The following is a 22913-nucleotide window of genomic DNA, read 5'->3' as shown; positions in this document are numbered from 1 at the left end:
TGGGATGTCCATTTTTTTATTCACACTGAAACAGGCTCTTTTGCTAAAGGTTCCAAATCAATTTCGAATCCCATATCCTTTAACATTTGATAGTCCCTGTCACTTTCCTGACCCTCTGTCGTCAAATAATCCCCGATAAAAATTGAGTTCGCTGGGTATAATCCTAACGGCTGAAGACTGCGTAAGTTCACTTCACGCCCGCCTGAAATCCTAATTTCCTTTGTCGGGTTAATGAACCTAAACAAGCACAACACTTTCAAACAATAAAGTGGTGTCAATTCATTCGTACCACCAAGAGGCGTCCCATCTACGGCATGTAAAAAGTTAACTGGAATTGAATCTGCATCCATCGCGTTCAAACTACGCGCCATTGAGACGACATCTTGTTTGGTTTCCCGCATACCAATGATGACGCCCGAACACGGTGAAATACCTGACTGCTTGACCAGATCAACCGTGTTTACACGGTCCTCATACGTATGAGATGTCGTGATGCTTTCATGATGAGATGCTGACGTATTAATGTTGTGGTTGTAACGGTCGACGCCGGCTTCTTTCAATCGCGACGCCTGTTCTGGTTTCAACAGTCCGAGACAAGCACATACGGTCATATTCGCATGCTTAGACTTTATTTCCTTTACAGAATCAATGACAATTTCAAGTTCTCGCTTCGCAGGACCTCTACCGCTCGCCACGATACAGTAGGTCCCCGCATTGAGTTCTGCTGCCCTTGCTGCACCCGCTACAATTTCCTCTTTTTTCATCATGGCATACTTTTCAATCGGTGCTGTTGAAATGATTGATTGTGCACAATAACCGCAATTTTCAGGGCATAAGCCGGATTTTGTATTCATAATCATATTGAGTTTCACTTTATTTCCAAAATACTGTTTTCGAATTGAATATGCCGCATGCAGAAGCGGTAGTAAGTCGTCATTTGAAGCGTCAAGAATAGAATATGCTTCCTCATCCGTTAGTCCATGTCCCTCGATTACACGTTCAGCAAGATCAGCATATTTCGTCATATTAGCGCCTCACCTTCAACACTTTGTACATACGATGCCCAAAAATCCCGGCCAGTACAGCAAGTACAATATCCTTAGGCAGCGGCGGCATCATCCATAGCCATGCTACCTTGTATGTAAAGGCATCCGGTGCTGCAGCCCAAAGCTTATAGGCATAATACATCCAGTTCGTTCCAATTATATAATTCACAACCATACCAACGACTGCAGCAATAATATATCCATATAATTTACTGTTCTTTTCAACGATTTTCCCAGTAATGAATGCTACCAAAATGAAAGATAGGATAAATCCGAATGTCGGACTAATAATCGATCCAAAACCACCGCTGAATCTTGCAAATACAGGCGCCCCCGCAAGCCCGATGAACATATAAACCGTCATTGCCAGTGCACCCCTGCGACTACCAAGAATAAGTCCTGCAAGGATCGCGAAAAATGTCTGCAACGTAATTGGTACACCACCGACTACTAGGAATGGTACAAACGCTGTAATATTTGCACCAATCATCATCAGCGCCGCGAACATTCCGCTGTAGACAAGTGTTAACGGACTCATTGCACTTTTACTTTTTGGTTTCATTTTCTCTGTAACTGTTGTCATAATACACCCCTAATGTTTATGTTATCTTTAACAGAATAATAGATAACACATTATGAGTCAACACATTTTTCAACATTAGTTAACACAAGTAGCATGTTAACAAGTAACAAAACAAAAAGACCGACAGCAAATTTGCCGTCGGTCTTTCTTTAAGATTTTTCGCCTTCGTCTTTTGGAAATAAAAAGTAAGAAATGACCCCACTCAAAATCATTGCGCCAATTATAATAGCCAAGCGCGTTAACCCGGGCACTTCTTGAAATTCTTTCGTCAATTTCATCCAGCCAAATCCTCCAACGAGTAGCATGACTGGAATGACAAATTTAAAAGCTCTCAACAAATTCACCTACTGTATATCATTATGGTAGCTTTATTCTACCATAACTCTGACCTATCACCAGCCGCGGCGATTTCCACAGCCACAGCCTGGTCGATGTCCACAGCCCGGTCGATTACCGATACCGCCAACTTGTGGACCGTATCCGCCCATTCCTTGACCGACTCCGCCCACTCCTGGACCGAAACCAGGTCGAGCAGGGAGTGTTTGCCCCATCACATTCTGTGTTGTTTCTGTGACATAGTGACGTGGAATTTCAACTGTATGCACCCGATTCACATTGACGATCGGATGGATAAAAGGAACTTCACGCGGTACAAATTGATCGTGGCAACGATACTGCGTCGGACATACCACCGGTCGCACTTGATTGCCACCCATCATATTACCTTGATGACAATTTGGCTGCTGCCAATTGCCTTGTTGCATATGGTTACCTTGTTGCCAATTACCTTGTTGCATCATACTATCACCTCCTCCTTCTAGTAGATGTGAAAAGAAGGAAGACAAACGGGCGATAGACACTATGGATATTAATGAATATTGGAAAGTCTACTAATTATAGATGTTGCAATCAAGATTCCATTCAAATCCGCTGCGCTACGGCAGATTCAATGTGGGCTCTTTATTTCAACTTATATAGCCCACAAAGAAACAGAAAAACCTCACATTGCTGTGAGGTTTGGTCATTGGTAATCACGCGGAAGTTTTTCTCCATCCTCGAAAACATGGGACTCTTCTCGCCTTTTCTCGAGCATTCCAGATTGATCATAAATTGGACCGCCTTCACCAATCATGTTTAGCTTATCGATGTAGTCCTTGTTATGCCTTAGTGCCATTTCGGATGGTTCAATAGGTAAACGTTCCATAGTCTATCATCCTCTCATCATTTTGCCGGGGCTAAATGCGGTGGAAAACATCCAAACGTTTGTAGCACGTGCTATTTCTTCTAGCAACAATTATACTAAATATTCCGCCAAACGTAAACTGTTACATCTTTCACGTTTTATAGCTAGACTAACAGGCTATACTATAAAAAGAAGCGTGCCGGGAGGTTATTTTGTGAAGAGAATTGTTTTATTTGACGGGGTTTGTAACTTTTGTGACTCAAGTGTGCAGTTCATTATAAAGCGAGATCCTGCCGCCCATTTTCTATTTACTTCATTGCAAAGCGAAAAAGGGCTGGAACTTACGAAAAAATATGCCATTCCTGAAGACGTTGACAGCTTGGTTTTGATCGAAAACGGTAAAGCGTTCACCAAGTCTTCAGCGGCACTCCGTATCGCAAAAAAGCTAGATGGATTATGGCATCTATTCTTCCTATTTATACTCGTACCACGTAAAATCCGTGACGGCGTATATGACTACGTTGCAAGTAATCGCTATAAATGGTTTGGCAAGAAAGAAGATGCGTGTATGTTGCCATCGCCGCAACAGCGCAAACGTTTTATTTAGGCAATGACAAAAGCGCAAGCACCTGTTCAGAGGCGACAGGCATAAGACGGGTAAAGGAAGGCAGTCTAAGTTCGCGACGTCGTGTCGCAACTACTGCATGACCTGCATCCTGCAGGCCCAAGCGGCGTTCTTTGCCGCACAGCCGGACCGACTTATGGCCCGAGCCTCTAGGTGCTGGAGTCTGGACGTGAAATCTCTAGGTTACAATTTATCCACAGTACGAGATTTTATAGTTACCTAGACAATGAAAAGGGGCCCTTCGAGTTTTCATCGGGGCCCCTTTTGTCATTCACTTATACATGTAGTTCTTTATTTTCCTCAGCCGTAAACGCACGCGACCTAGTCAAAAAGCGTTTACCTTCGACGCCTTCCAGCGAAAACATGCCTCCGCGACCTTTGACAACGTCAATGATCAGCTGTGTATGCTTCCAATACTCGAACTGGTTTTTGTGCATATAGAACGGTGTTTCACCAATAGTACCAAGCATGACATCCTGATCACCTAGAATCAGTTCTCCATTCGGATAACACATCGGTGATGAGCCATCACAGCAGCCGCCAGACTGGTGAAACATGAGTGGGCCGTGTTTCTCTTTCAAAAACGCAATGAGTTCCAGTGCAGCGTCAGTTGCAAGTACGCGTTCCGTCATCCGCACTACCCCCTTTTCGAATCAATCACGCCTCGGCGTGATTGCGTCCGGATTTTGGATTGAGCTTGCTCAATTAACTCCCTTCAAAATCTGTGACATCCGCCGGAGGCTTTAATTTCATTCAGCGGGGTTTGAACCCCCGCTGAATGAAATTAAAAGAAGCCTTGTTTGTTTTCACTGTAACTAACTAACATGTTTTTCGTTTGTTGATAGTGGCTCAACATCATTAAGTGGTTTTCACGACCGACACCAGATGCTTTGTAACCACCGAACGCAGCATGCGCCGGATACATGTGGTAACAGTTCGTCCAGACTCGTCCCGCTTGAATGCCACGGCCGAAACGGTATGCCGTATTCATGTCGCGCGTCCAAACACCAGACCCTAAGCCGTAGAGCGTGTCGTTTGCAATTTCAAGCGCTTCTTCTTTTGTTTTGAACGTTGTAACCGAAACGACAGGGCCAAAAATTTCTTCTTGGAAAACCCGCATTTTATTATTCCCCTTAAAGACAGTCGGCTTTACGTAGTAACCGTCTTTCAAATCTCCTTCGAGCTGATTTCGCTCTCCGCCAATCAGACATTCAGCACCTTCTTGTTTGCCTATATCTAGATAAGAAAGTATTTTTTCCAGCTGTTCAGTTGACGCTTGCGCACCCATCATGACAGTCGGGTCAAGCGGGTTTCCTGTTTTAATCGCTTTTACGCGCTCAATTGCACGGTCCATGAATTTATCGTAAATGGATTCTTGAATCAGCGCACGTGAAGGACATGTACATACTTCACCTTGGTTCAGTGCAAACATGACGAAGCCTTCTACTGCTTTGTCCAAGAACGAATCGTCTTCGTCCATGATGTCTTCAAAGAAGATGTTCGGTGATTTACCGCCTAATTCAAGCGTAACAGGGATTGCATTTTGTGAGGCATATTGCATAATCAGACGTCCTGTTGTCGTTTCACCTGTGAATGCAATTTTTCCGATACGTGAGCTCGATGCAAGTGGTTTACCTGCTTCAAGACCGAAACCGTTCACCACATTCAGAACGCCAGGAGGCAATAGATCTGCAATCAATTCTACGAGTACAAGAATCGATGCCGGCGTCTGTTCTGCAGGCTTCAGCACAACACAGTTTCCGGCAGCAAGCGCAGGTGCTAGCTTCCATACCGCCATTAGAATTGGGAAGTTCCATGGAATAATTTGTCCAACGACACCGATGGGCTCATGGAAATGGTACGCTACCGTATCGTCGTCAATCTGACTAACTCCGCCTTCTTGCGCTCGAATCGCACCAGCGAAATAGCGAAAATGGTCAATAGCAAGTGGCAAATCCGCATTCAAAGTTTCACGAACTGCTTTGCCATTATCCCACGTTTCAGCAACAGCCAGCATTTCTAAGTTTTGCTCAATGCGATCAGCAATTTTCAGTAACATATTTGAGCGCACAGTAACAGACGTTTTTCCCCAAGCATCTTTTGCTGCATGTGCCGCATCCAACGCAAGTTCAACATCCTCTGCAGTTGAGCGTGCTACTTCTGTAAATACTTTTCCTGTTACCGGCGTTACGTTATCGAAGTATTCCCCTTTAACTGGCGCTGTCCATTTTCCACCAATAAAGTTATCGTAGCGTTCCTTAAAGTTTACTTTCGCACCTTCCGTGTTCGGAAAAGCATAAATCTGATTTTCTACCGCTTGTACCATATTTCCATTCCTCCCTGTGAGTCGAATTTTTCACACAATGCCACTATACGCCGCAAACTTCTGCCATATGCGCCCCTACCATAAATAAAGTGATGTATGCGCTTACAACCCTTTCGAAATAAAAAAGAAGCTTGTCCTCTCATTCTGTCAGATTATATTAATTATTACAACTACTATACTTTAAAATCGTTCGACACGGATTGACATGTTCATCGGAAACTACTTTTTTTATCTGTTTCAAGTAAAATAAATGGCCATCCCATCAGTCTATAAATCGACTTACGGGAAGGCCCTTTAAATAAATGTAGTTTTACTGAGCGGTATAGCCGCCGTCCAAAATAATCGCTTGTCCAGTCATACCTTTCGCGGAGTCACTTGCAATATACAAAGCTAAATCCGTTATCTCCTTCACATCGAGCAGTCTTTTTTGAGGAACTAATGGATAGAGTACCTCTTCCAAAACTTGTTCAACTTCAATATTTCTTGTTTTTGCAAGATCCGCAAACTGATTCCTCACTAATGGCGTATCGACATATCCCGGACATATCGCATTGACAGTAATTCCATCTGCAGCGGATTCAAGTGCAGCTACTTTCGTTAAACCAATTACCCCATGTTTCGCAGAGTTATAAGCGGCTTTTCCAGCAAATCCAATGACGCCATTAATAGAAGCCATGTTAATAATTCTTCCAAACTGTTGTTTCTTCATATGAGGCAGTGCATGTTTAATAGCGATAAATGGAGCAGTCAACATAATTTTCACGAGCAGCTCAAACTTTTCAGTAGGGAAATCTTCGATAAATGATACATGTTGCATCCCTGCATTATTGACAAGAATATCAATTCGCCCAAACTTCTCCACCGTAAATTCAATTGCATTTTTAATATCTTCTTCTTTCGTTACGTCACAGACAATTCCTTCAACATTTTTGTCGAATTTCGAAAGTGCTTCATCAATTGCTTGTTGCGTTAAATCAGAGATGACAACTTTGGCACCCGCTTCAGAAAACGCTTTTGCTATATCGAATCCGATTCCTCTTGCCGCTCCAGTTATAAATAACACTTGATCTTGTATCATGTTGTTTGCCACCCTTACCTTTTAGATTGCTGTCCATCCACCATCTACTTTAATCGTTTCACCTGTAACAAAATTCGATAGATTCGATGCCAAGTAAAGAACCGCTCCCGAAATATCTCCTGGTTGTGCCAATTTACCTAAGAGAATCCGACTTTCCACATCATTTTTAAAGGCTTCGTCTACAAACATTTTAGTCGTTAATTCTGTTTCAATAAATGTTGGAGCAACAGCATTTACATTAATTCCATTTTGCGCCCATTCGACTGCTAACGCCTTTGTCAGTTGAACCGCTCCACCTTTACTTGCACAATAAGCCGCCCTTTTATAATAACCAACGAAAGCCATTTGGGAAACGATATTGATGATCCTTCCACTCCCCTGCGAAATCATGTAAGTAGCGGCTGCCTGACTGCAAAAGAATGTAGATTTTAAATTTGTATCCAACACTTGATCCCAATCATCTTCCGTTACTTCTATTGCCGGTTTAGCGATATTAACACCTGCATTGTTTACCAATACATCAACCGTTCCAAATTGAATTGCTACCTCATCAACCAACGCCCGAACCTGCTTGATATCCCTTAAGTCCGCTTGAATCGATTTGCATTTCGTATTGTATTGTTGTAATTCTACTAGCGCGTTATGTAGCGCCTTCTCATCTCGACCTACGATAACGACATTGGCTTTTAGTTCAGCGAATGTCCGGGCAATTTCTTTTCCAATCCCCTTACTTCCGCCTGTTACGATAACCGTTTTGTTTTCTAAATCTGAAAAGTATGGTTTCATAGTTAGCATCTCCTACTCTTTTCGATCGTTTTTCAGGAAGTGAATAAGCGTTTTCTCCCGCTCTGCATTGATTGCTTCAGAAGTTTCTTGATCCCATATGTAGAATCCTTCGCCACTTTTATCACCGAACTTCTTTTGATCAACTAGGTTCGATAAGTGAATCCCCGATTTATCTTCAGTGCTAAGATCTTCAAACAAGTAATTTGAAATCGCAGAGAAAACGTCAAGGCCCCCCATGTCTGCAGTCATTAACGGTCCTGTTATCGGCAAACGTCTTCCAATGCTATACGTTACAGCAGCGTCGATATCTTCTTTTGTCGCAACACCTTCATCAAGCAACGATTGTGCCTCGCGGAATAGAGCATACTGCAACCGGTTCCCGATGAATCCCGGTACTTCTTTATTTATCAAAATCGGTTTTTTATTCATTTTGGTCAATAAATTCATAGCACGTTCAATCGTTTCCTGATCAGTCTTTTCCCCTTTAACCACTTCGACAAGAGGGATCAAATGTCCTGGATTCCAAAAATGTGTAACGACAAAACGATTCGGATGCTCCATTTCTTCCGCTAAGGAAGTTGGCGTAAATCCTGACGTATTACTCGCAAGAACAGTATCTGTACCGCATATTGCCTCAATCTCCTTATACAATTCCCGCTTCATTTGACTATTCTCTGGAATAACTTCAATTATAAACGTTGCATCTTTTACAACCTCTTCTAATGATGTTGAAAATACAATGCGCCGACGAATTTCTTCAGCCGTTGCTTCATTAAACAACTCATTTTGTACCATTACCGTTAATTTATTGCGAAGTCCTTTGTCTGCTGTTGCAAGGTCTTGTTCATTCACACCAGAGATTTTGACTTCAATCCCTGCCCACGCCGCTGATAGCGCAATTGAATGTCCCATCGTGCCACAACCGATGATTGATAGTTTTTCCATAACGGTCTACCTCCATTTTTCTATATGATAAAATACCCAACAAACTATACCAAATAGCTTGTTGGGTATCTATTACTTACATGCCTAATGAAAATAATACGACAGCTAATACAACGCCGAGTATTGGTACTATGACCGTTAATGCACCAAACGCAGGATATGCGTCTTTATGCGTTTCGCCCGCAATTGAACGAATTGTCGTTACAACATAACCGCCCTGTGGCAATGAATCCAAAGATCCTGATGAAATTGCGACAACACGGTGTAACGCATCCGGATCGACGCCCAAATCTAAGTAATGCGGTGCAAGTAGCGGCAATGCAATTGCCTGTCCGCCAGAAGATGAACCTGTTAAACCTGCAATAACAGCAACTGCAAGTCCACCTCCGATTAGTGGGCTACCTGGTATAGCCGTCATAAAGCTAACCGCTTCACCAAATGCAGGTGTTGCTTTCACAACTCCACCAAATCCTACAACCGCGGCTGTATTGGCAATGGCAATAACTGCACCCATTGTTCCGTCTGAAACCGCTTTCCCAAAATTCGTGAAATACTTTCTGTTTATTAAATACGTTGCGATCACACCACTCGTAAGTGCAACGATTAAAGCAGATGTCCCCAATGAATTATGGAATATAAATGAGATGATTAAAACAACAAATAAAGGAATTACACTTAATAAAGGATTCGGTAAATCCTCCCTAACTTCGTGACGATCCGTTTCTCTGTCAACAAAATGCTCGCCTTTTGCTATTGCTTTCGCAATCATTTTTTTCAGCCACCAGTAGCCGAAGACCGCCATAAATACAGCGACAATTATACTTACTTGCCACCCAGCATATGCAGTCGTTCCTAAAAATTGAATTGGAATCCAGTTTTGGATTTCAGGTGAACCCGCTGAAGTCATTGTAAACGTTGTAGATCCAAACGCTAACGCTGCTGGAATGAATCTTCTTGGTAAGTTTGCTTCTTTAAACAAACTGATTGCCATTGGATACACAGAAAACGCAACGACGAATAGGCTAACCCCGCCATACGTTAAGATTGCACACGCGATTACGACCGCAAGAGCTGCCCGTTTCATACCGAGCTTGCCAACAATCCATTTCGAAACACTATCCGCCGCACCGCTATCTTCCATGACTTTACCGAAAATGGCCCCCGTCAAGAACATCAGATACCATGATCCGATGAATCCTGAAAATCCGCCCATATAGTTCGTCAGAAAGTTAGCTACTCCCTCATCCGCTAGCTGCGGAAATAAAGGTAAACCGCTTAATAGCGCAACGACAAGCGCCGATAACGGCGCCGCGATTAATAAGTTCATGCCTTTCATCGTCAAAAAAATTAATAATACTAATCCCCCAAATAACCCTATCATCCCTAACATCGAATCGCCTGCCCCCTTTGCAGAAAAGAAATTATGCTTTCTTTCCGTACCTTCTTACGCGTAATAATGCTTGTTCAGCATGACCTGCAAAGTTCTCCAATTGACATAGACGCGCTGCATATTCGCCAATATAAGCACTCGCTTCAGGCGTCACTTTTTGATACGTTACCGTTTTGATGAACTTCCCTACCCATAGACCGCCAGTATAACGAGCCGCGCCTTTTGTTGGTAATGTATGGTTCGTTCCAATCACTTTATCGCCGTATGCAACGTTTGTTTCAGGTCCCAAGAATAGGCAACCGTAATTTGTCATGTTTTCTAAGAAGTAATTTGGATCTGCTGTTAGAATTTCAACGTGTTCAAATGCCAGACGGTCTGCTTCTACAACCGCTTCCTCGATGCTATCCACTAACAGAATTTGGCCGTAATCATCCCATGAAACACGTGCAACGTCAGCCGTTGGTAACACTTTAAGTTGTCTTTCGATTTCTTCTACGGTTTCATGAGCAAGTTTTTCCGAAGTAGTGATTAAAGCACCCGGAGATGTCGGACCATGTTCACCTTGTCCAAGAATATCCGTAGCAATCATTTCAGCATCTGCTGTTTCATCCGCAACAACTAATGTTTCAGTAGGTCCTGCAAACAAGTCAATTCCTACGCGACCAAATAATTGTCTTTTTGCCTCTGCTACGAAAGCGTTTCCAGGTCCGACAATCATATCGACAGCTTGGATTGTTTCAGTTCCAATCGCCATGGCAGCCATCGCTTGGATTCCGCCCAATAAGTAAATTTCATCCGCACCTGCTAAATACATTGCCGTGATAGTTGCATTCGGGATTTCACCGTTAATTGGCGGCGTGCAAGCGATTACACGTTTAACACCAGCAACTTTAGCCGTCAATACACTCATATGTGCAGAAGCAACCATAGGGTAACGTCCACCTGGAATATAACAGCCGACACTACTTACAGGAATATTTTTATGTCCCAAAATAACACCTGGAATATTTTCTACTTCTACATCGTTCATTGACGCTAATTGCGCTTCTGCAAATTCACGAATATTCTTTTGAGCAAATTTAATATCTTCGATTACTTCCGCAGGTACTTGCGCTACGATTTCTTTAATTTGCTCTTCAGTTAGTCTGAATGCTTCGGGTGACCATTTATCAAATTTCTCGGAGAACTCACGAACCGCTTCGTCCCCTCTGCTTTCGATTTCCTGAATAGCATTAGCTACAATTTTTGATACTTCAAGACTGTTTTTAGTCAACTCTTCTTGTGATTTACCAGCTTTTAATACTCTAACCATTTTACTTCCTCCTCTTTCTTGCATACGTATGCAAAACACTTTATAGGTAAAGAGTATTTCAAATACTCTAGGAAGTCAACCTTTTTTTACGTAGTTTTACGCTCAACCAAAACACCATTTACTTCCACATTCTCAGCGAAACCTGTGTACTCTTCTATTTCCGACATTAAATAAACGACTGTTTGATCTACCATTTCATTAATCGGTTGTGCCCAAGTCGTTAGACTGTACGGTGGCCATGAAGCCATTTCAATATTATCGAACCCAATTACTTTCGTAACTTTTGGAATAGAAATCGAACTTTCACGAAGTGCATCCAACACACCCAACGCCATGATATCGTTCGCCACAAAAAATGCATCCGGAATTCTAGTTTCATTTATCAATTGCTGAGCAATCCTGTATCCGCCCTCATATGTATAATCTGATCCGAATATGTCCAATGAAATGTTACTTTTTTTAAGCACTTCAGTAAAGCCTTGTTCCCGCTCTTTACTTGTCGATGTATTTTGATTCCCAGCGATATAAATGATATCCGTACTGCCTTTATCAATAAGGTAGTGTGCAATCTCCTTACTCGCCCCTAAGTTATTACAACACACAGAGTAAAAATCATTACTCGCAATTTTTCTGTTAAAAAGAACCAACGGAATTTTATATTTTTTAAAGTCTTCGATAGCATTTAAAGACAGTGATGCGTCTGTAATGATGACACCCGCAACATTATAATTAAATAGAGTATCGATATCTTCTTTTTGTATTTCATCATTATTCGTGTACACAAACATAATGCTATAGCCCAAACTTTTAAAGGTTGTTGTAAATTGCTTTAGAACTTGAGGATAAAAAGGATTTTGAATACCCTTCATCACTATGCCAATGATTTTCGTTCGATTCGTGATTAAACTCCTAGCTAATTCATTTGGCCGATAGCCTAATTCTTTCGCGGCGGCTAGAACCTTTTCCCTTGTCTTTGCAGACACTGTAGCACCTTCAAAGTACACTCTAGACACAGATGACTGAGATACCCCCGCATGTTTTGCAACATCCATCGCTGTAATCAATTTTTCTATCTCACTCACACCTTTGGAATCATTTTATTGATTCAACTATACCCTCAAATTGGCTTCTTCATCAATTATTAACTTCTCGGTAATAGTTTGTTCATATATTCCAACTAAAATAAAGGGTATCAGATGAAACGGGAGGAATTAGCATGGAGACAGAAAATAAAAACAAACCAGGTAAACGATTTTTAGCAACATTAGGAGCAGGTGTTATTGGTTCAGTATTAACGTTAGCAGTCGTAGTCAATACAGATTTGCTCCAAGGCGGTTCCGCCGAAACGGTTCCAGTCACTACGAATACGGTTCCCTATAATGTACAGCAAACAAGCGCTAAAGATACACCGTCACTTTCCGATATGGTCGAACAGTCTTCCGGCGCGATTGTTGGGATTGTTAATTACCAAAAAGAAAATAACCCTTTTTCACAGCAAGCCGGGAGCGCCAAGAGCGGGTCAGGTTCCGGTGTCATTTATAAAATAGAAGGTGACAAAGCATTTATCGTGACGAATAACCACGTCATCGAAGGTGCAGAAAAGCTTGAAGTTTCACTTGAAAGCGGAGAGACAACCACAGCTACACTTGTTGGTAAAGATGCGCTAAGCGATCTCGCTGTCCTAACAATCGATGCGAAGTATGCAGACACTTCCCTTGAATTTGGCGATTCCGATAAACTTCGTGCAGGAGACGATGTTATCGCCATCGGTAATCCACTTGGTCTCGACTTCTCCGGTACAGTGACTCAAGGAATTGTAAGTGCAGTCAATCGATCCATTAATGTGAAGACATCTGCAGGCGATTGGGAAATGAATGTTATCCAAACGGACGCTGCCATTAACCCCGGCAACAGCGGTGGTGCACTTCTCAACGCGGCTGGACAAGTAATAGGCATTAACAGCTTGAAGATTTCTGAAAGTGGTGTTGAAGGTCTTGGCTTTGCGATCCCGAGTAACGAAGTGGTTCCACTTATTGATGAAATGACAGCAAACGGACAAGTTGAACGCCCATATATCGGTATTGGACTTGCGGATCTTGATCAAGTGCCACGGACCTACTTGCAAGGTCTTCCGAATGAAGTTACAGCCGGTGTAGTAATTACAAATATTGATCCTGCATCCGCAGCAGGAAAAGCAGGTCTCGATGTAGAAGATATTATAACTGCGATTAATGGCACTGAAGTGAAGAACTCGACAGAGCTACGGAAATTCTTGTATACGAATCTTGCTGTCGGTGACAAAGCAACATTTACGATTTATCGCGGCGCAGAGTTAAAAACGGTTGACGTTTTACTTACGAGCAATGTATCCACGGCAAATTAATCTATTCATGCAAGCACCTCTCCCCATTAACATGGGAGGGGTGTTTGCAGTTGCTAATTTCTCGTTTTCGATTTAACTTGAAAGGAATGGCAGTGCAACAGGAGGCGTGTTTTAGTGAGAATTTTAGTAATTGAAGATAATGAGAGTGTCTCTTCCATGATTGAGTTATTTTTTTTGAAGGAAGAAATCGATGGTTCATTCATAAATAATGGTTTGGAAGGTTTTGAACTGGCGAAGCAGGGCGGCTGGGATTGCATCATTATTGACTGGATGCTGCCTGGCATGGACGGTATTTCGATTTGCCATAAACTGCGGTCAGCAAACATTGCGACGCCGATTATTATGTTAACCGCAAAAGACGGTGAATCAGACCAGGTGCTCGGACTTGAAATGGGTGCAGATGATTATGTCACAAAACCATTTAGTCCACTGGCGCTTATGGCCCGCATTAAAGCGGTGACACGCAGGTATTCAACACTGAAAGACAAACCGTCGCAGGATGGTATCGTCGAAACAGCCCATTTTAAAATCAACGTTAACACACGTGATGTATTGCTCGACGGAGTGCCGGTACAAAACCTGACGCCGAAAGAATTCGATCTGCTCTACCATTTCGTCCAACATCCGAAACAAGTTTTCTCACGTGAACAATTGCTGGATAATGTGTGGGGCTATGACTTTTACGGTGATGATCGAACTGTCGACGTGCACATCAAACGGCTTCGCACGAAAGTTTCGACGGATGAGCGACCATTTTTCCATACTGTTTGGGGCGTCGGTTATCGATTTGACGAAACTTTAGGTGACTCAAAGTGAAAGTCAAATACTTATACCAGCAACTTGTCAGTCACTTCAGCGTTATCGTCATTGCCTTTTTATTATTGAGCTTGCTATTTTCCCACTATATTGAGCAGTTTGTCTATGCTAATAAAACGGAAGAACTCGCGACATATGGACAAACTATTTTACGTGACATTCAACAAGACCAACGAAGTTCGGACCAGATATTAAAGTCTTACGGACAAGTCCTAAATGGGCGAGATATTCAATATAGTTTATTCAACGAAAATTCAGCCATCATTTATTCGACTGGCATAAAAACACCACTCATTAGTTTAAGTAAAGAAGAATGGCACGATATTAAAAATGGTGAAACTGTAACTGTGAAGCAGGATTTCAAACGATTCAACGAAGCCGTCACATTTGTTCTTCTTCCCTATGTACAAAATAATCGATTTGGCGGCGGCATACTTTTGACTTCCCCCATAAAGGGCTCACGTGAGGCAATTTCGCAAATGAATACCTATTTGCTGATTACAACGTTTATCGCACTGGCTATTTCACTTCTTCTGAGCTGGATTTTATCAACGTTTCACGTTAGGCGTATTAAACGGCTTCAAGCAGCAACTTCTGCCGTTGCACAAGGTGATTACTCCGTACGTATCCCCTCTTCTGATTTTGATGAAATCAGCGAGCTCGCGGGTGATTTTAATGAAATGGTTGAGAAGCTGGACGCCTCAATGGAGGAAATTGAAAATCTCGAAAACAGACGTCGCCAATTCATGGCCGATGTGTCACACGAATTGCGAACCCCGCTTACGACGATAAGAGGCATGATTGAGGGTCTAAAAAATAATATGATTCCTGAATCCGAAAAAGAAAAGGGACTGCAGCTTGCCACCAATGAAACGTTGCGACTTATCCGTCTGGTCAATGAAAACCTGGATTACGAAAAAATCCGATCTAACCAGGTCACCCTCATTAAACAGGATATCCAGCTCGTTGAATTATTAGAGATTATCAAAGATCAGCTAGATGGCGTTGCGGCGGAACGGAGTAATAAGATCTTTTTAGCTGCGGATCCTGATGTAATGGTGTTTGCAGATTACGATAGACTCACCCAAATATTGATCAATATTACGAAAAACAGTATCCAGTTTACCGAAGACGGTACAATCTATCTTCGCGGTTATATGAACAATACGAACTGTATCATCGAAATTGAAGATACAGGAATCGGCATTGACCCTGACGATGTCGAGAAAATTTGGGGTCGATTTTATAAAGCGATTGTATCTAGAACAACGAATCCATACGGTGAATTCGGACTTGGCTTGTCCATTGTAAAAAGTCTGGTCGTGATGCATAACGGCACAATCGATGTTACTAGTGAAAAAGGGAAAGGGACAAAATTTACACTGTCGTTTCCCGTACAAAACGAAAATTAACTGCTTTTTAACAACCGTTACGCATCTCGCGTAGCGGCTGTTTTTAATTTGGTAATAGTTTGTTCATATTTCTCCTGTAGAATGAATTCATATCAACTATTGGAGGAATTAAAACATGCGTAAAAAAAGGTTATTCCCATTGTTAACAGTCAGTCTACTCGCAATTATTCTAACTGTCACAACAGGCTGCTCAAAAGATTCAAAGGCATCAACAGATGAAACCGTAGCAACTATAGGTGATGAAAAAATTACGAAAGATGAATTATATGAAGTTCTCGTTCAATCAGCTGGGCAAGAAGCCCTTACTGCAATGATTGATGATAAAGTCGTTGCACTTGAGTTGAAAAAAGAAAAAGTCTCCGTTTCTGATAAAGAAGTAGATGCAGAACTTGCAATATACGTCGAAAACGCCGGTGGACAGGAAGCTTTTGACGCTGCACTCAAGACAAATGCTATGACAGAGAAAGAATTCAAAGAGAATATTGTTGATTATTTATCTATTCGAAAAATAATTGAACCACGCATCAAGATCACTGATGAGGACATTAAGGCGTACTTCGAAGAAAACAAAGAGTCCTTCAACGAGGAAGAACAAGTCGCAGCCAGCCATATTTTAGTGGAAGACGAAGCCACAGCGAAAAAGGTGGCGAAGAAACTTGCAGACGGAGAGGATTTCGCTACACTTGCAAAAGAGTTCTCAACAGATACAATGAGTGCGGAAAATGGCGGAGAATTAGGCCTTTTCCCCCGCGGCAAAATGGTAGCCGAATTTGAAGAAGCAGCATTTTCAATGAAAGTTGATGCAATTAGCGACCCTATAAAAACAGAACACGGTTATCATATTATTCATGTAACCGACAAGAAAGCAGCAAAAGAAGCCGAATTAAGTGAGCTTAAGGAAGAAATAAAAGGACTATTACTAGAAGAAGGTGTACAAGCAGAGTACGTAAATTGGTTAGATGAAGTAAAGCTGAATTATAAAATCGAGAATTCGTTACTAACAAAATAAGTTACTTATCCAGTAAACTGAACTCCCTACAATGCAGAATGATAGATACTGCATTGTAGGGAGTTTTTTATTCGTTCAACTAATATAATGAATTGCCAACAGTTTACTAGTAAGCGCTTTCACTCAATTTCATCGCGATATATTATATACAATGTGTAAAATTCACTATTATTCGACAAAGCTTTATGATACTATAGTAAAAATTCTATATTATCTGAAGGGGATGAATACTATGTCGCAAATGTTAGCTTTAGTAATATTAGTAGCTATTTTATATATCGGAGATGTCGTCTCCGTTCGGACGAAAGCGTGGATTCCATCCGTTTTCGTCTGCGCCGTCCTTTTCTTGCTAGGCTATTGGACGTTTTTCCCGCAAGATATTGTTTCACTTGCCGGCGTACCACCTACTGTCGCGTCAATGATGATTTATTTACTCATTACCAATATGGGTACATTGCTATCCCTTCAACAACTGAAAGAACAATGGAAAACCATTTTAATTTCCCTTGCTGGAATTCTAGGAATTGTCGTTGCTTTATTCGGAATCGGTACACTGCTATTTGGTATTGAAACAATCATCGTTGCAATTCCACCTCTTGTCGGCGGTGTTGTATCTGCGCTGATCATGTCAGAAGGCGCTGCTAACGCCGGACTCGCAACATTGGCTGTATTCGCGATTGTCATTTACGTTATGCAAGGCTTCGCGGGTTATCCCCTTACGTCAATTGTTCTTAAAAAAGAAGGAAAAATGCTTCTTGAAAAGTATCGCAAAGGTGATCTGAAGGTGAAAAGTGCTGGCCCCCAAGCAACTGGCTCAGAACCACGTGAACTTAAGCTATTTAAGAGGATGCCTGATAAATTCAATACAGATTACTTCAAATTTTTCCGCCTTGCATTTGTTGGCTTCCTTGCGTATCTCGTTTCTACATTGCTGGCACCTATCGTGACAGTCAGTCCTTATGTGCTTTGCTTATTGTTCGGTATTATCGCAACAAGTATCGGTTTTTTGGAACGCCACGTACTGCAAAAAGCAAATGGCTTTGGATTAGCAATGATGGCACTTATGCTGTTCATTTTTGACGGTTTGAAAAAAGCGACGCCTTCCATGATGATGGAAATTCTGTATCCCCTAGTCGGCTGTATCGTATTGGGCGTCGTCGGCATGTATATCTTCTCCTTGTTTATGGGGAAAGTGCTAAAAGTGAGTAAAGAAATGGCGTTTGCCGTTTCGTTAACTGCGTTATACGGCTTCCCAGCAGACTACATTATTACCAACGAAGTCATCAATTCATTAACGGAAGATGAGAAAGAAAGAGAAGCTTTGACAAGTCATATGTTACCCCCAATGCTCGTCGGTGGATTTATAAGTGTCACGATGGTTTCGGTTATCCTTGCAGGCCTCTTCGTCGGATTCCTGTAATAGGCAAATTTAGAAGCTAGTCAAACGAGGAGGAATAGACATGACAGCCAATCAACAACGGATTGAACAACATATCGAATTGTTGAGTCGATTTACAGCTACGCCTGGTGCGGGTGTGACGCGATTAACGTATAGCAAAGAAGATTTACAAGCACGCAATTACATTAAGGAAGCAATGACGGAGTACGGTCTAACAGTCACGGAAGATGGGTTTGGTAATATATTCGGCAAACTTGAAGGTACGTTACCTGACGCCCCTTCCGTCATCGTTGGTTCCCACTTTGACTCTGTTCCAAATGGCGGAGCATATGACGGCACTGCAGGTGTTGTTGTTGGATTAGAAGTTGCCGCATTGTTCAAAGAGAACAATCTTAAGCCCACCTACCCACTTGAAATCATTGCACTCGTTGAAGAAGAAGGCTCACGTTTTGGCGGCGGTCTAATGGGCTCACGTGGGATGATGGGTTTATTGACAGCAGAAGATTTCAAAACGCTTGCCGATAAAGATGGTATTTTAGCAGTAGATGCGATGGCGGATATCTGGGTCAACCCGGAAAATGAGAAAAAACGAGATCCGAAAACGATTAAAGCATTCCTTGAGCTGCACATTGAACAAGGCCCGATTCTTGAGGAAACAAACATTCAAATTGGTGTCGTTGAAGCAATTGTTGGGCTGACACAATTGGAAGTGACTGTACAAGGCCAAGCTGGACATGCGGGTACAACGCCAATGGCTAGGCGCTCTGATGCACTCGTTTCAGCGGCGCACATCATTGCGGCCTTCCCAGGTATTGCAAGCGGTGAAGGCGAAGGTACCGTCATCACAACGGGCCGGTTAAACGTCTTTCCGAACGGAGCAAATGTTATCCCAGACAAAGTTGTCTTCAGCGTAGATATTCGTTCAGGTAAAGAAGCGCATGTACTGAATGCGTTACACAAAGTGAATGAATTGATTGCACAACAAGATGGCAATGGCATTCGCACATCAATTGAACAGCAACTCTACATTGAGCCGAAAGAACTCGATAGCGACATTCGCTCTTTACTGAAAGAAGCGAGTGACCATCTTGAAATTCCTTATTGTTCGATTAATAGCGGAGCAGGCCATGATGCGATGGTGTTTTCAGATTTCACGGCTTGCGGAATGGTGTTCATCCCAAGTAAAAACGGGCTAAGTCATTGTCCTGAAGAATGGTCGGATCCAGGTGACCTTGCAGACGGCACGACTATTATCTATGAAACGGCAAAGCGATTAACGGAGGCCAAAACAGTATGATCAATCAAAAAATAAAAGAAGCCATCACAAACTATAGCGACGAACTGACTGCACTGCGACGCAAATTGCATAGTGAACCAGAACTGTCGTTTGAAGAGGTAAAAACAACTGCGTTCATTTGCGCTTATTTGGATGGACTCGGTATTCCCTACCGCAAGACGGAACCTACCGGCGTCATCGCTGAAATTAAAGGAGCATCGGGCAGCAAAACAGTCGCACTGCGTGGCGATATGGATGCACTCTCTGTTGAACAATTAAATACACATGTACCCTATGCTTCCAAGACTGAAGGAAAAATGCACGCTTGCGGCCACGATGCACACACATCGATGTTGCTAATCGCTGCAAAAGCATTATCCGATGTGAAAGATGAGCTGCCGGGTAACGTACGCCTTCTCTTCCAACCTGCTGAAGAAATTGCGCAAGGTGCAAAAGCGATGGTCGACCAAGGCGCAATGGACGGCGTTGACAATGTTTTCGGCATCCACATCTGGTCGCAAATGCCGACGCATAAAGTTTCTTGTACACCAGGACCATCATTCGCTGCAGCTGACATTTTCAAAGTCCACTTCACAGGCAAAGGCGGACATGGTGCCATTCCTCAGGACTGTATCGACGCAGCACTCGTTGCTTCTTCGTTCGTCATGAATGTCCAGACTGTCATTTCACGGACAATTGATCCGCAAAATCCAGCTGTACTGACTGTCGGTAAAATGGAAGTTGGCACGCGTTTCAACATTATAGCTGAGAATGCGTTAATCGAAGGTACGGTTCGTACGTTCAATCAAGACACGCGCAATCATATCGAAAAAAGCATTTCACAATACGCCAAAAGCGTTGCTGACATGTACGGTGCGACTGCGGAAGTTGAGTATATCCGCGGTACACAGCCCGTTGTCAACGACTTAGAGAGTGCGAACCTCGTTCAGCAAGTTGCAGCTGAAGCATTCGGTCCAAATGTTGTATATGATGAAAAACCAACGATGGGCGCCGAAGATTTCTCGTTCTTCCTCGACAAAGCACCCGGAAGTTTTGCACTTGTTGGTAGTGGAAATTCGGAGAAAGATACGGAGTGGTCACATCACCACGGCAACTTCGATATCGACGAAGACGCGCTCGCTACTGGCGCAGAACTGTACGCACAGTATGCGTGGGCTTATTTGAATAAGTAATTAAAGGAACGGAAAAGCTGATTCGGCTTTTCCGTTTTTTTTGTGTGGCGGTGATAAATCAGCAACCGTTAACCATATAATCAGTGTGCTATGATAAACCTACTTAATTACAACTCGATGAAAAGAGGTGTTCCTATGAATTTCATTGCTTGGACGATCGTTGCCTGCGAAATTGGTTTCTGGGTCGTCATTGCTCTCGGTCTTATCACCCGCTATATTTCCAAACGAGAAAAGCTCGGTTTTTTCTTTCTTGCTTTGACGCCGGTTATCGATTTAATACTACTCATCGTCACAGCAACCGACCTATACAACGGGGCAACCGCAACGCAAGTACACGCCATTGCGGCTATCTATCTCGGTTCTTCCATAGCGTTCGGCAAAAGCATGATCCATTGGGCTGATGAACGGTTTCGATTCTACATTCAAAAAACGGGGACAAAACCTGTACGTAAGGCTGGATTCGAACACGCTCGCCACTCGATGAAAGGTACATTGCAACATCTGCTTGCTTATATAATCGGCGGCGTTTTCCTTGTCGCAATGATTTATTTCATCGGGGATCCAGCAAGAACAGAAGTACTATCCGCCACCTTAAAAGTATGGGCACTCGTTCTCGGGATTGACTTTATCATTTCTATTTCGTACTTCATCTGGCCGCGGTCGAAGAAAGTTAAATAAGTTATTTGCAAAGGTTTATGATCGGGAGTGCGGGGTTTATGATCAGTTTACAACTTATATGTTCGGTCATTTTCCAAATATAGATCAACCCATTTCTAAACACGAAAAAGCCAACCCATCACAGGTCGGCTTCACTCAAGATTATGCATTCATACTTTTCAATGCTGCTCCAACTTTTACTGTACGTCCAGCTTGATGAGCAACTGCGGCTTTAATTGTCGCTGCGTCGTCAGCTATTTTTCCATCTTGTCCGACTGTTACACTTGTACCGTACGGGTTACCGCCTGCTGCAAATGTAACTGCATCTGTGTAACCTGGCGCCGCAACAACTGCTCCCCAGTGGTACATTGTTGTGTAAAGAGACAGGATTGTTGCTTCCTGACCGCCATGCGGATTTTGTGCAGATGACATTGCACTTACTGCTTTATTAGCGAGTTTTCCTTGGAACCAAAAACCACCTAATGTGTCAAAGAAACTTTGGATTTGCCCAGGTACATTACCGAAACGTGTTGGTACGCTAAAGATAATTGCGTCTGCCCATTCAAGATCTTCTCCTGTTGCAAAAGGAACATCTTTCGTTGCCTCGGCATTTGCTTTCCAGCCCGGAGACGAATCGATTACAGCTTGCGGAGCCGTTTCAGCCACTTTCATTAACCTTACTTCAGAACCTGCTGCTTCAGCTGCCTCAGCCGCCCATTGTGCCAATTGGTAGTTTGTACCGCCTGAACTGTAGTATACGATTGCTGTTTTTGTTTTTGTCATTTTTACCGTCTCCTCTATAGTTGTCCTAGTTGTCTTTCCGAATAACCTGTCTAAAAAACTCATTTTCTGTCTCCACTTCTTGTTTCATTTCCCGAAAATTGTTTTGTACCATTCTGCCGCCGCATCCACTTCTGTACGCGTCAACGAATGGCCGTTCATTTCCCAGTGAATTTCCGTCACTGCACCCGCACCCACCAACAATTCATCCAGATCTTCTGACTCCTTCGCAGGACAAATCGGATCGTTTTTCCCCGCGGTGATGAACACCGGAATGCCAGCTAAATCGGGCAAGTCGATTCCACGTCTCGGAACCATTGGGTGATGAAGAATTGCGCCTTTCAAAGCCTCTGCATAATGGAACAGCAAACTTGCAGCGATGTTCGCTCCATTAGAATAACCAACCGCAATGACATTCAACCTGTCAAAGCCATTTTCTTTAGCGGCTTCATCAAGAAACGCATTCAATTCCTTCGTACGGAAGATTAAATCCTCTTCATCAAATATACCTTCCGCCAATCTACGGAAGAAACGCGGCATTCCATTTTCAAGGACATTTCCTCGAACACTTAGTACACCCGCATCCGGATCAATTAAGTCGGCAAGTCCCAGTAAATCCTGTTCTGTGCCCCCTGTACCATGAAGCAAAAGCAACACCGGTTTCGAATCATCTTTACCTGGTTTATAGATATGTTTCATAGCTCAATCTCCTTA

The 22913-nt window shown here is 42.7% G+C and carries 24 protein-coding genes; 9 read left to right on the top strand and 15 right to left on the bottom strand.

Annotation, left to right across the window (positions count from 1 at the left end; translation table 11 throughout):
- Window positions 1-20 precede the first annotated feature (20 nt).
- The 5 genes from bioB to H2672_RS11135 form a co-directional block, all read right to left on the bottom strand.
- On the bottom strand, window positions 21-1025 hold the full coding sequence (gene bioB / locus H2672_RS11155; RefSeq protein WP_186671400.1) for a biotin synthase BioB: 1005 nt from the start codon (window positions 1023-1025) through the stop codon (window positions 21-23).
- 1 nt (window position 1026) lies between these two features.
- Window positions 1027-1629 (bottom strand): biotin transporter BioY, encoded by a 603-nt coding sequence (locus H2672_RS11150; protein ID WP_186671399.1) that lies wholly within the window; start codon window positions 1627-1629, stop codon window positions 1027-1029.
- Between the two features lie 149 nt (window positions 1630-1778).
- A complete protein-coding gene (locus H2672_RS11145) occupies window positions 1779-1964 on the bottom strand; it encodes a histidine kinase (protein ID WP_186671398.1) in 186 nt (61 codons plus the stop codon).
- Between the two features lie 57 nt (window positions 1965-2021).
- Complete coding sequence (locus tag H2672_RS11140) at window positions 2022-2429, bottom strand: hypothetical protein (protein WP_255485717.1); 408 nt, start codon at window positions 2427-2429, stop codon at window positions 2022-2024.
- Window positions 2430-2650: 221 nt separating this feature from the next.
- Window positions 2651-2833, bottom strand: a complete 183-nt coding sequence (locus H2672_RS11135) for a hypothetical protein (protein WP_186671397.1) — start codon at window positions 2831-2833, stop codon at window positions 2651-2653.
- Between the two features lie 193 nt (window positions 2834-3026).
- Between H2672_RS11135 and H2672_RS11130 the strand changes: the two genes are divergently transcribed.
- The gene (locus H2672_RS11130) at window positions 3027-3419 is read left to right on the top strand and encodes a thiol-disulfide oxidoreductase DCC family protein (protein WP_186671396.1); all 393 of its coding nucleotides are present in this window, start codon (window positions 3027-3029) and stop codon (window positions 3417-3419) included.
- Between the two features lie 293 nt (window positions 3420-3712).
- On the opposite strand, the gene H2672_RS11125 is transcribed toward H2672_RS11130, so the two are convergent.
- The 8 genes from H2672_RS11125 to H2672_RS11090 all read right to left on the bottom strand — a co-directional run bounded on the left by H2672_RS11125 (window position 3713) and on the right by H2672_RS11090 (window position 12356).
- On the bottom strand, window positions 3713-4069 hold the full coding sequence (locus H2672_RS11125; RefSeq protein WP_186671395.1) for a DUF779 domain-containing protein: 357 nt from the start codon (window positions 4067-4069) through the stop codon (window positions 3713-3715).
- 152 nt (window positions 4070-4221) lie between these two features.
- Window positions 4222-5763, bottom strand: a complete 1542-nt coding sequence (gene adh, locus H2672_RS11120; protein WP_186671394.1) for an aldehyde dehydrogenase — start codon at window positions 5761-5763, stop codon at window positions 4222-4224.
- A gap of 310 nt (window positions 5764-6073) precedes the next feature.
- Complete coding sequence (locus H2672_RS11115; RefSeq protein WP_186671393.1) at window positions 6074-6841, bottom strand: 3-hydroxybutyrate dehydrogenase; 768 nt, start codon at window positions 6839-6841, stop codon at window positions 6074-6076.
- A gap of 21 nt (window positions 6842-6862) precedes the next feature.
- Complete coding sequence (locus H2672_RS11110) at window positions 6863-7627, bottom strand: SDR family NAD(P)-dependent oxidoreductase (RefSeq protein ID WP_186671392.1); 765 nt, start codon at window positions 7625-7627, stop codon at window positions 6863-6865.
- 12 nt (window positions 7628-7639) lie between these two features.
- Complete coding sequence (locus tag H2672_RS11105; protein WP_186671391.1) at window positions 7640-8572, bottom strand: 3-hydroxyacyl-CoA dehydrogenase family protein; 933 nt, start codon at window positions 8570-8572, stop codon at window positions 7640-7642.
- 76 nt (window positions 8573-8648) lie between these two features.
- Window positions 8649-9962 carry a GntP family permease gene (locus H2672_RS11100; RefSeq protein ID WP_186671390.1) on the bottom strand — a complete coding sequence of 438 codons (1314 nt, stop codon included), beginning with the start codon at window positions 9960-9962 and terminating at the stop codon, window positions 8649-8651.
- 31 nt (window positions 9963-9993) lie between these two features.
- The gene (gene hisD / locus H2672_RS11095) at window positions 9994-11274 is read right to left on the bottom strand and encodes a histidinol dehydrogenase (RefSeq protein WP_186671389.1); all 1281 of its coding nucleotides are present in this window, start codon (window positions 11272-11274) and stop codon (window positions 9994-9996) included.
- An 86-nt stretch (window positions 11275-11360) separates the two neighbouring features.
- Window positions 11361-12356: a LacI family DNA-binding transcriptional regulator gene (locus tag H2672_RS11090; protein ID WP_370569635.1), complete on the bottom strand. Its 996-nt coding sequence runs from the start codon at window positions 12354-12356 to the stop codon at window positions 11361-11363.
- A gap of 134 nt (window positions 12357-12490) precedes the next feature.
- Here H2672_RS11090 and H2672_RS11085 point away from each other — a divergent pair, with 134 nt between their 5' ends.
- The 8 genes from H2672_RS11085 to H2672_RS11050 all read left to right on the top strand — a co-directional run bounded on the left by H2672_RS11085 (window position 12491) and on the right by H2672_RS11050 (window position 21440).
- Window positions 12491-13657: a S1C family serine protease gene (locus tag H2672_RS11085; protein WP_186671388.1), complete on the top strand. Its 1167-nt coding sequence runs from the start codon at window positions 12491-12493 to the stop codon at window positions 13655-13657.
- Window positions 13658-13771: 114 nt separating this feature from the next.
- Entirely contained in the window at window positions 13772-14473 is a 702-nt protein-coding gene (locus H2672_RS11080; protein ID WP_186671387.1) for a winged helix-turn-helix domain-containing protein, read from the top strand.
- The gene (locus H2672_RS11075) at window positions 14470-15885 is read left to right on the top strand and encodes a sensor histidine kinase (RefSeq protein WP_186671386.1); all 1416 of its coding nucleotides are present in this window, start codon (window positions 14470-14472) and stop codon (window positions 15883-15885) included. Before H2672_RS11080 ends, H2672_RS11075 begins: the two co-directional genes overlap by 4 nt.
- A 115-nt stretch (window positions 15886-16000) precedes the next feature.
- Window positions 16001-16894 (top strand): peptidylprolyl isomerase, encoded by an 894-nt coding sequence (locus tag H2672_RS11070; RefSeq protein WP_186671385.1) that lies wholly within the window; start codon window positions 16001-16003, stop codon window positions 16892-16894.
- A 232-nt stretch (window positions 16895-17126) separates the two neighbouring features.
- Window positions 17127-18314 carry a hypothetical protein gene (locus H2672_RS11065; protein ID WP_186671384.1) on the top strand — a complete coding sequence of 396 codons (1188 nt, stop codon included), beginning with the start codon at window positions 17127-17129 and terminating at the stop codon, window positions 18312-18314.
- 40 nt (window positions 18315-18354) lie between these two features.
- Window positions 18355-19590 (top strand): Zn-dependent hydrolase, encoded by a 1236-nt coding sequence (locus H2672_RS11060; RefSeq protein ID WP_186671383.1) that lies wholly within the window; start codon window positions 18355-18357, stop codon window positions 19588-19590.
- On the top strand, window positions 19587-20762 hold the full coding sequence (locus H2672_RS11055; RefSeq protein WP_186671382.1) for an amidohydrolase: 1176 nt from the start codon (window positions 19587-19589) through the stop codon (window positions 20760-20762). Before H2672_RS11060 ends, H2672_RS11055 begins: the two co-directional genes overlap by 4 nt.
- 135 nt (window positions 20763-20897) lie before the next feature.
- Window positions 20898-21440 (top strand): hypothetical protein, encoded by a 543-nt coding sequence (locus H2672_RS11050; RefSeq protein WP_186671381.1) that lies wholly within the window; start codon window positions 20898-20900, stop codon window positions 21438-21440.
- A gap of 141 nt (window positions 21441-21581) precedes the next feature.
- Here H2672_RS11050 and wrbA read toward each other — a convergent pair whose 3' ends face one another.
- Together wrbA and H2672_RS11040 are read right to left on the bottom strand one after the other, a co-directional pair.
- Complete coding sequence (gene wrbA / locus H2672_RS11045; RefSeq protein WP_186671380.1) at window positions 21582-22265, bottom strand: NAD(P)H:quinone oxidoreductase; 684 nt, start codon at window positions 22263-22265, stop codon at window positions 21582-21584.
- A gap of 21 nt (window positions 22266-22286) precedes the next feature.
- Window positions 22287-22898, bottom strand: coding sequence for an alpha/beta hydrolase (locus tag H2672_RS11040; RefSeq protein WP_186671379.1), 612 nt, complete (start codon window positions 22896-22898; stop codon window positions 22287-22289).
- Window positions 22899-22913 lie beyond the last annotated feature (15 nt).

It is taken from the genome of Sporosarcina sp. BP05, assembly GCF_014282005.1.
Classification (GTDB): domain Bacteria; phylum Bacillota; class Bacilli; order Bacillales_A; family Planococcaceae; genus Sporosarcina.
The sequence above is the reverse complement of the archived record's forward strand: the minus strand, read 5'-3'. Positions and strand labels throughout refer to the sequence as shown.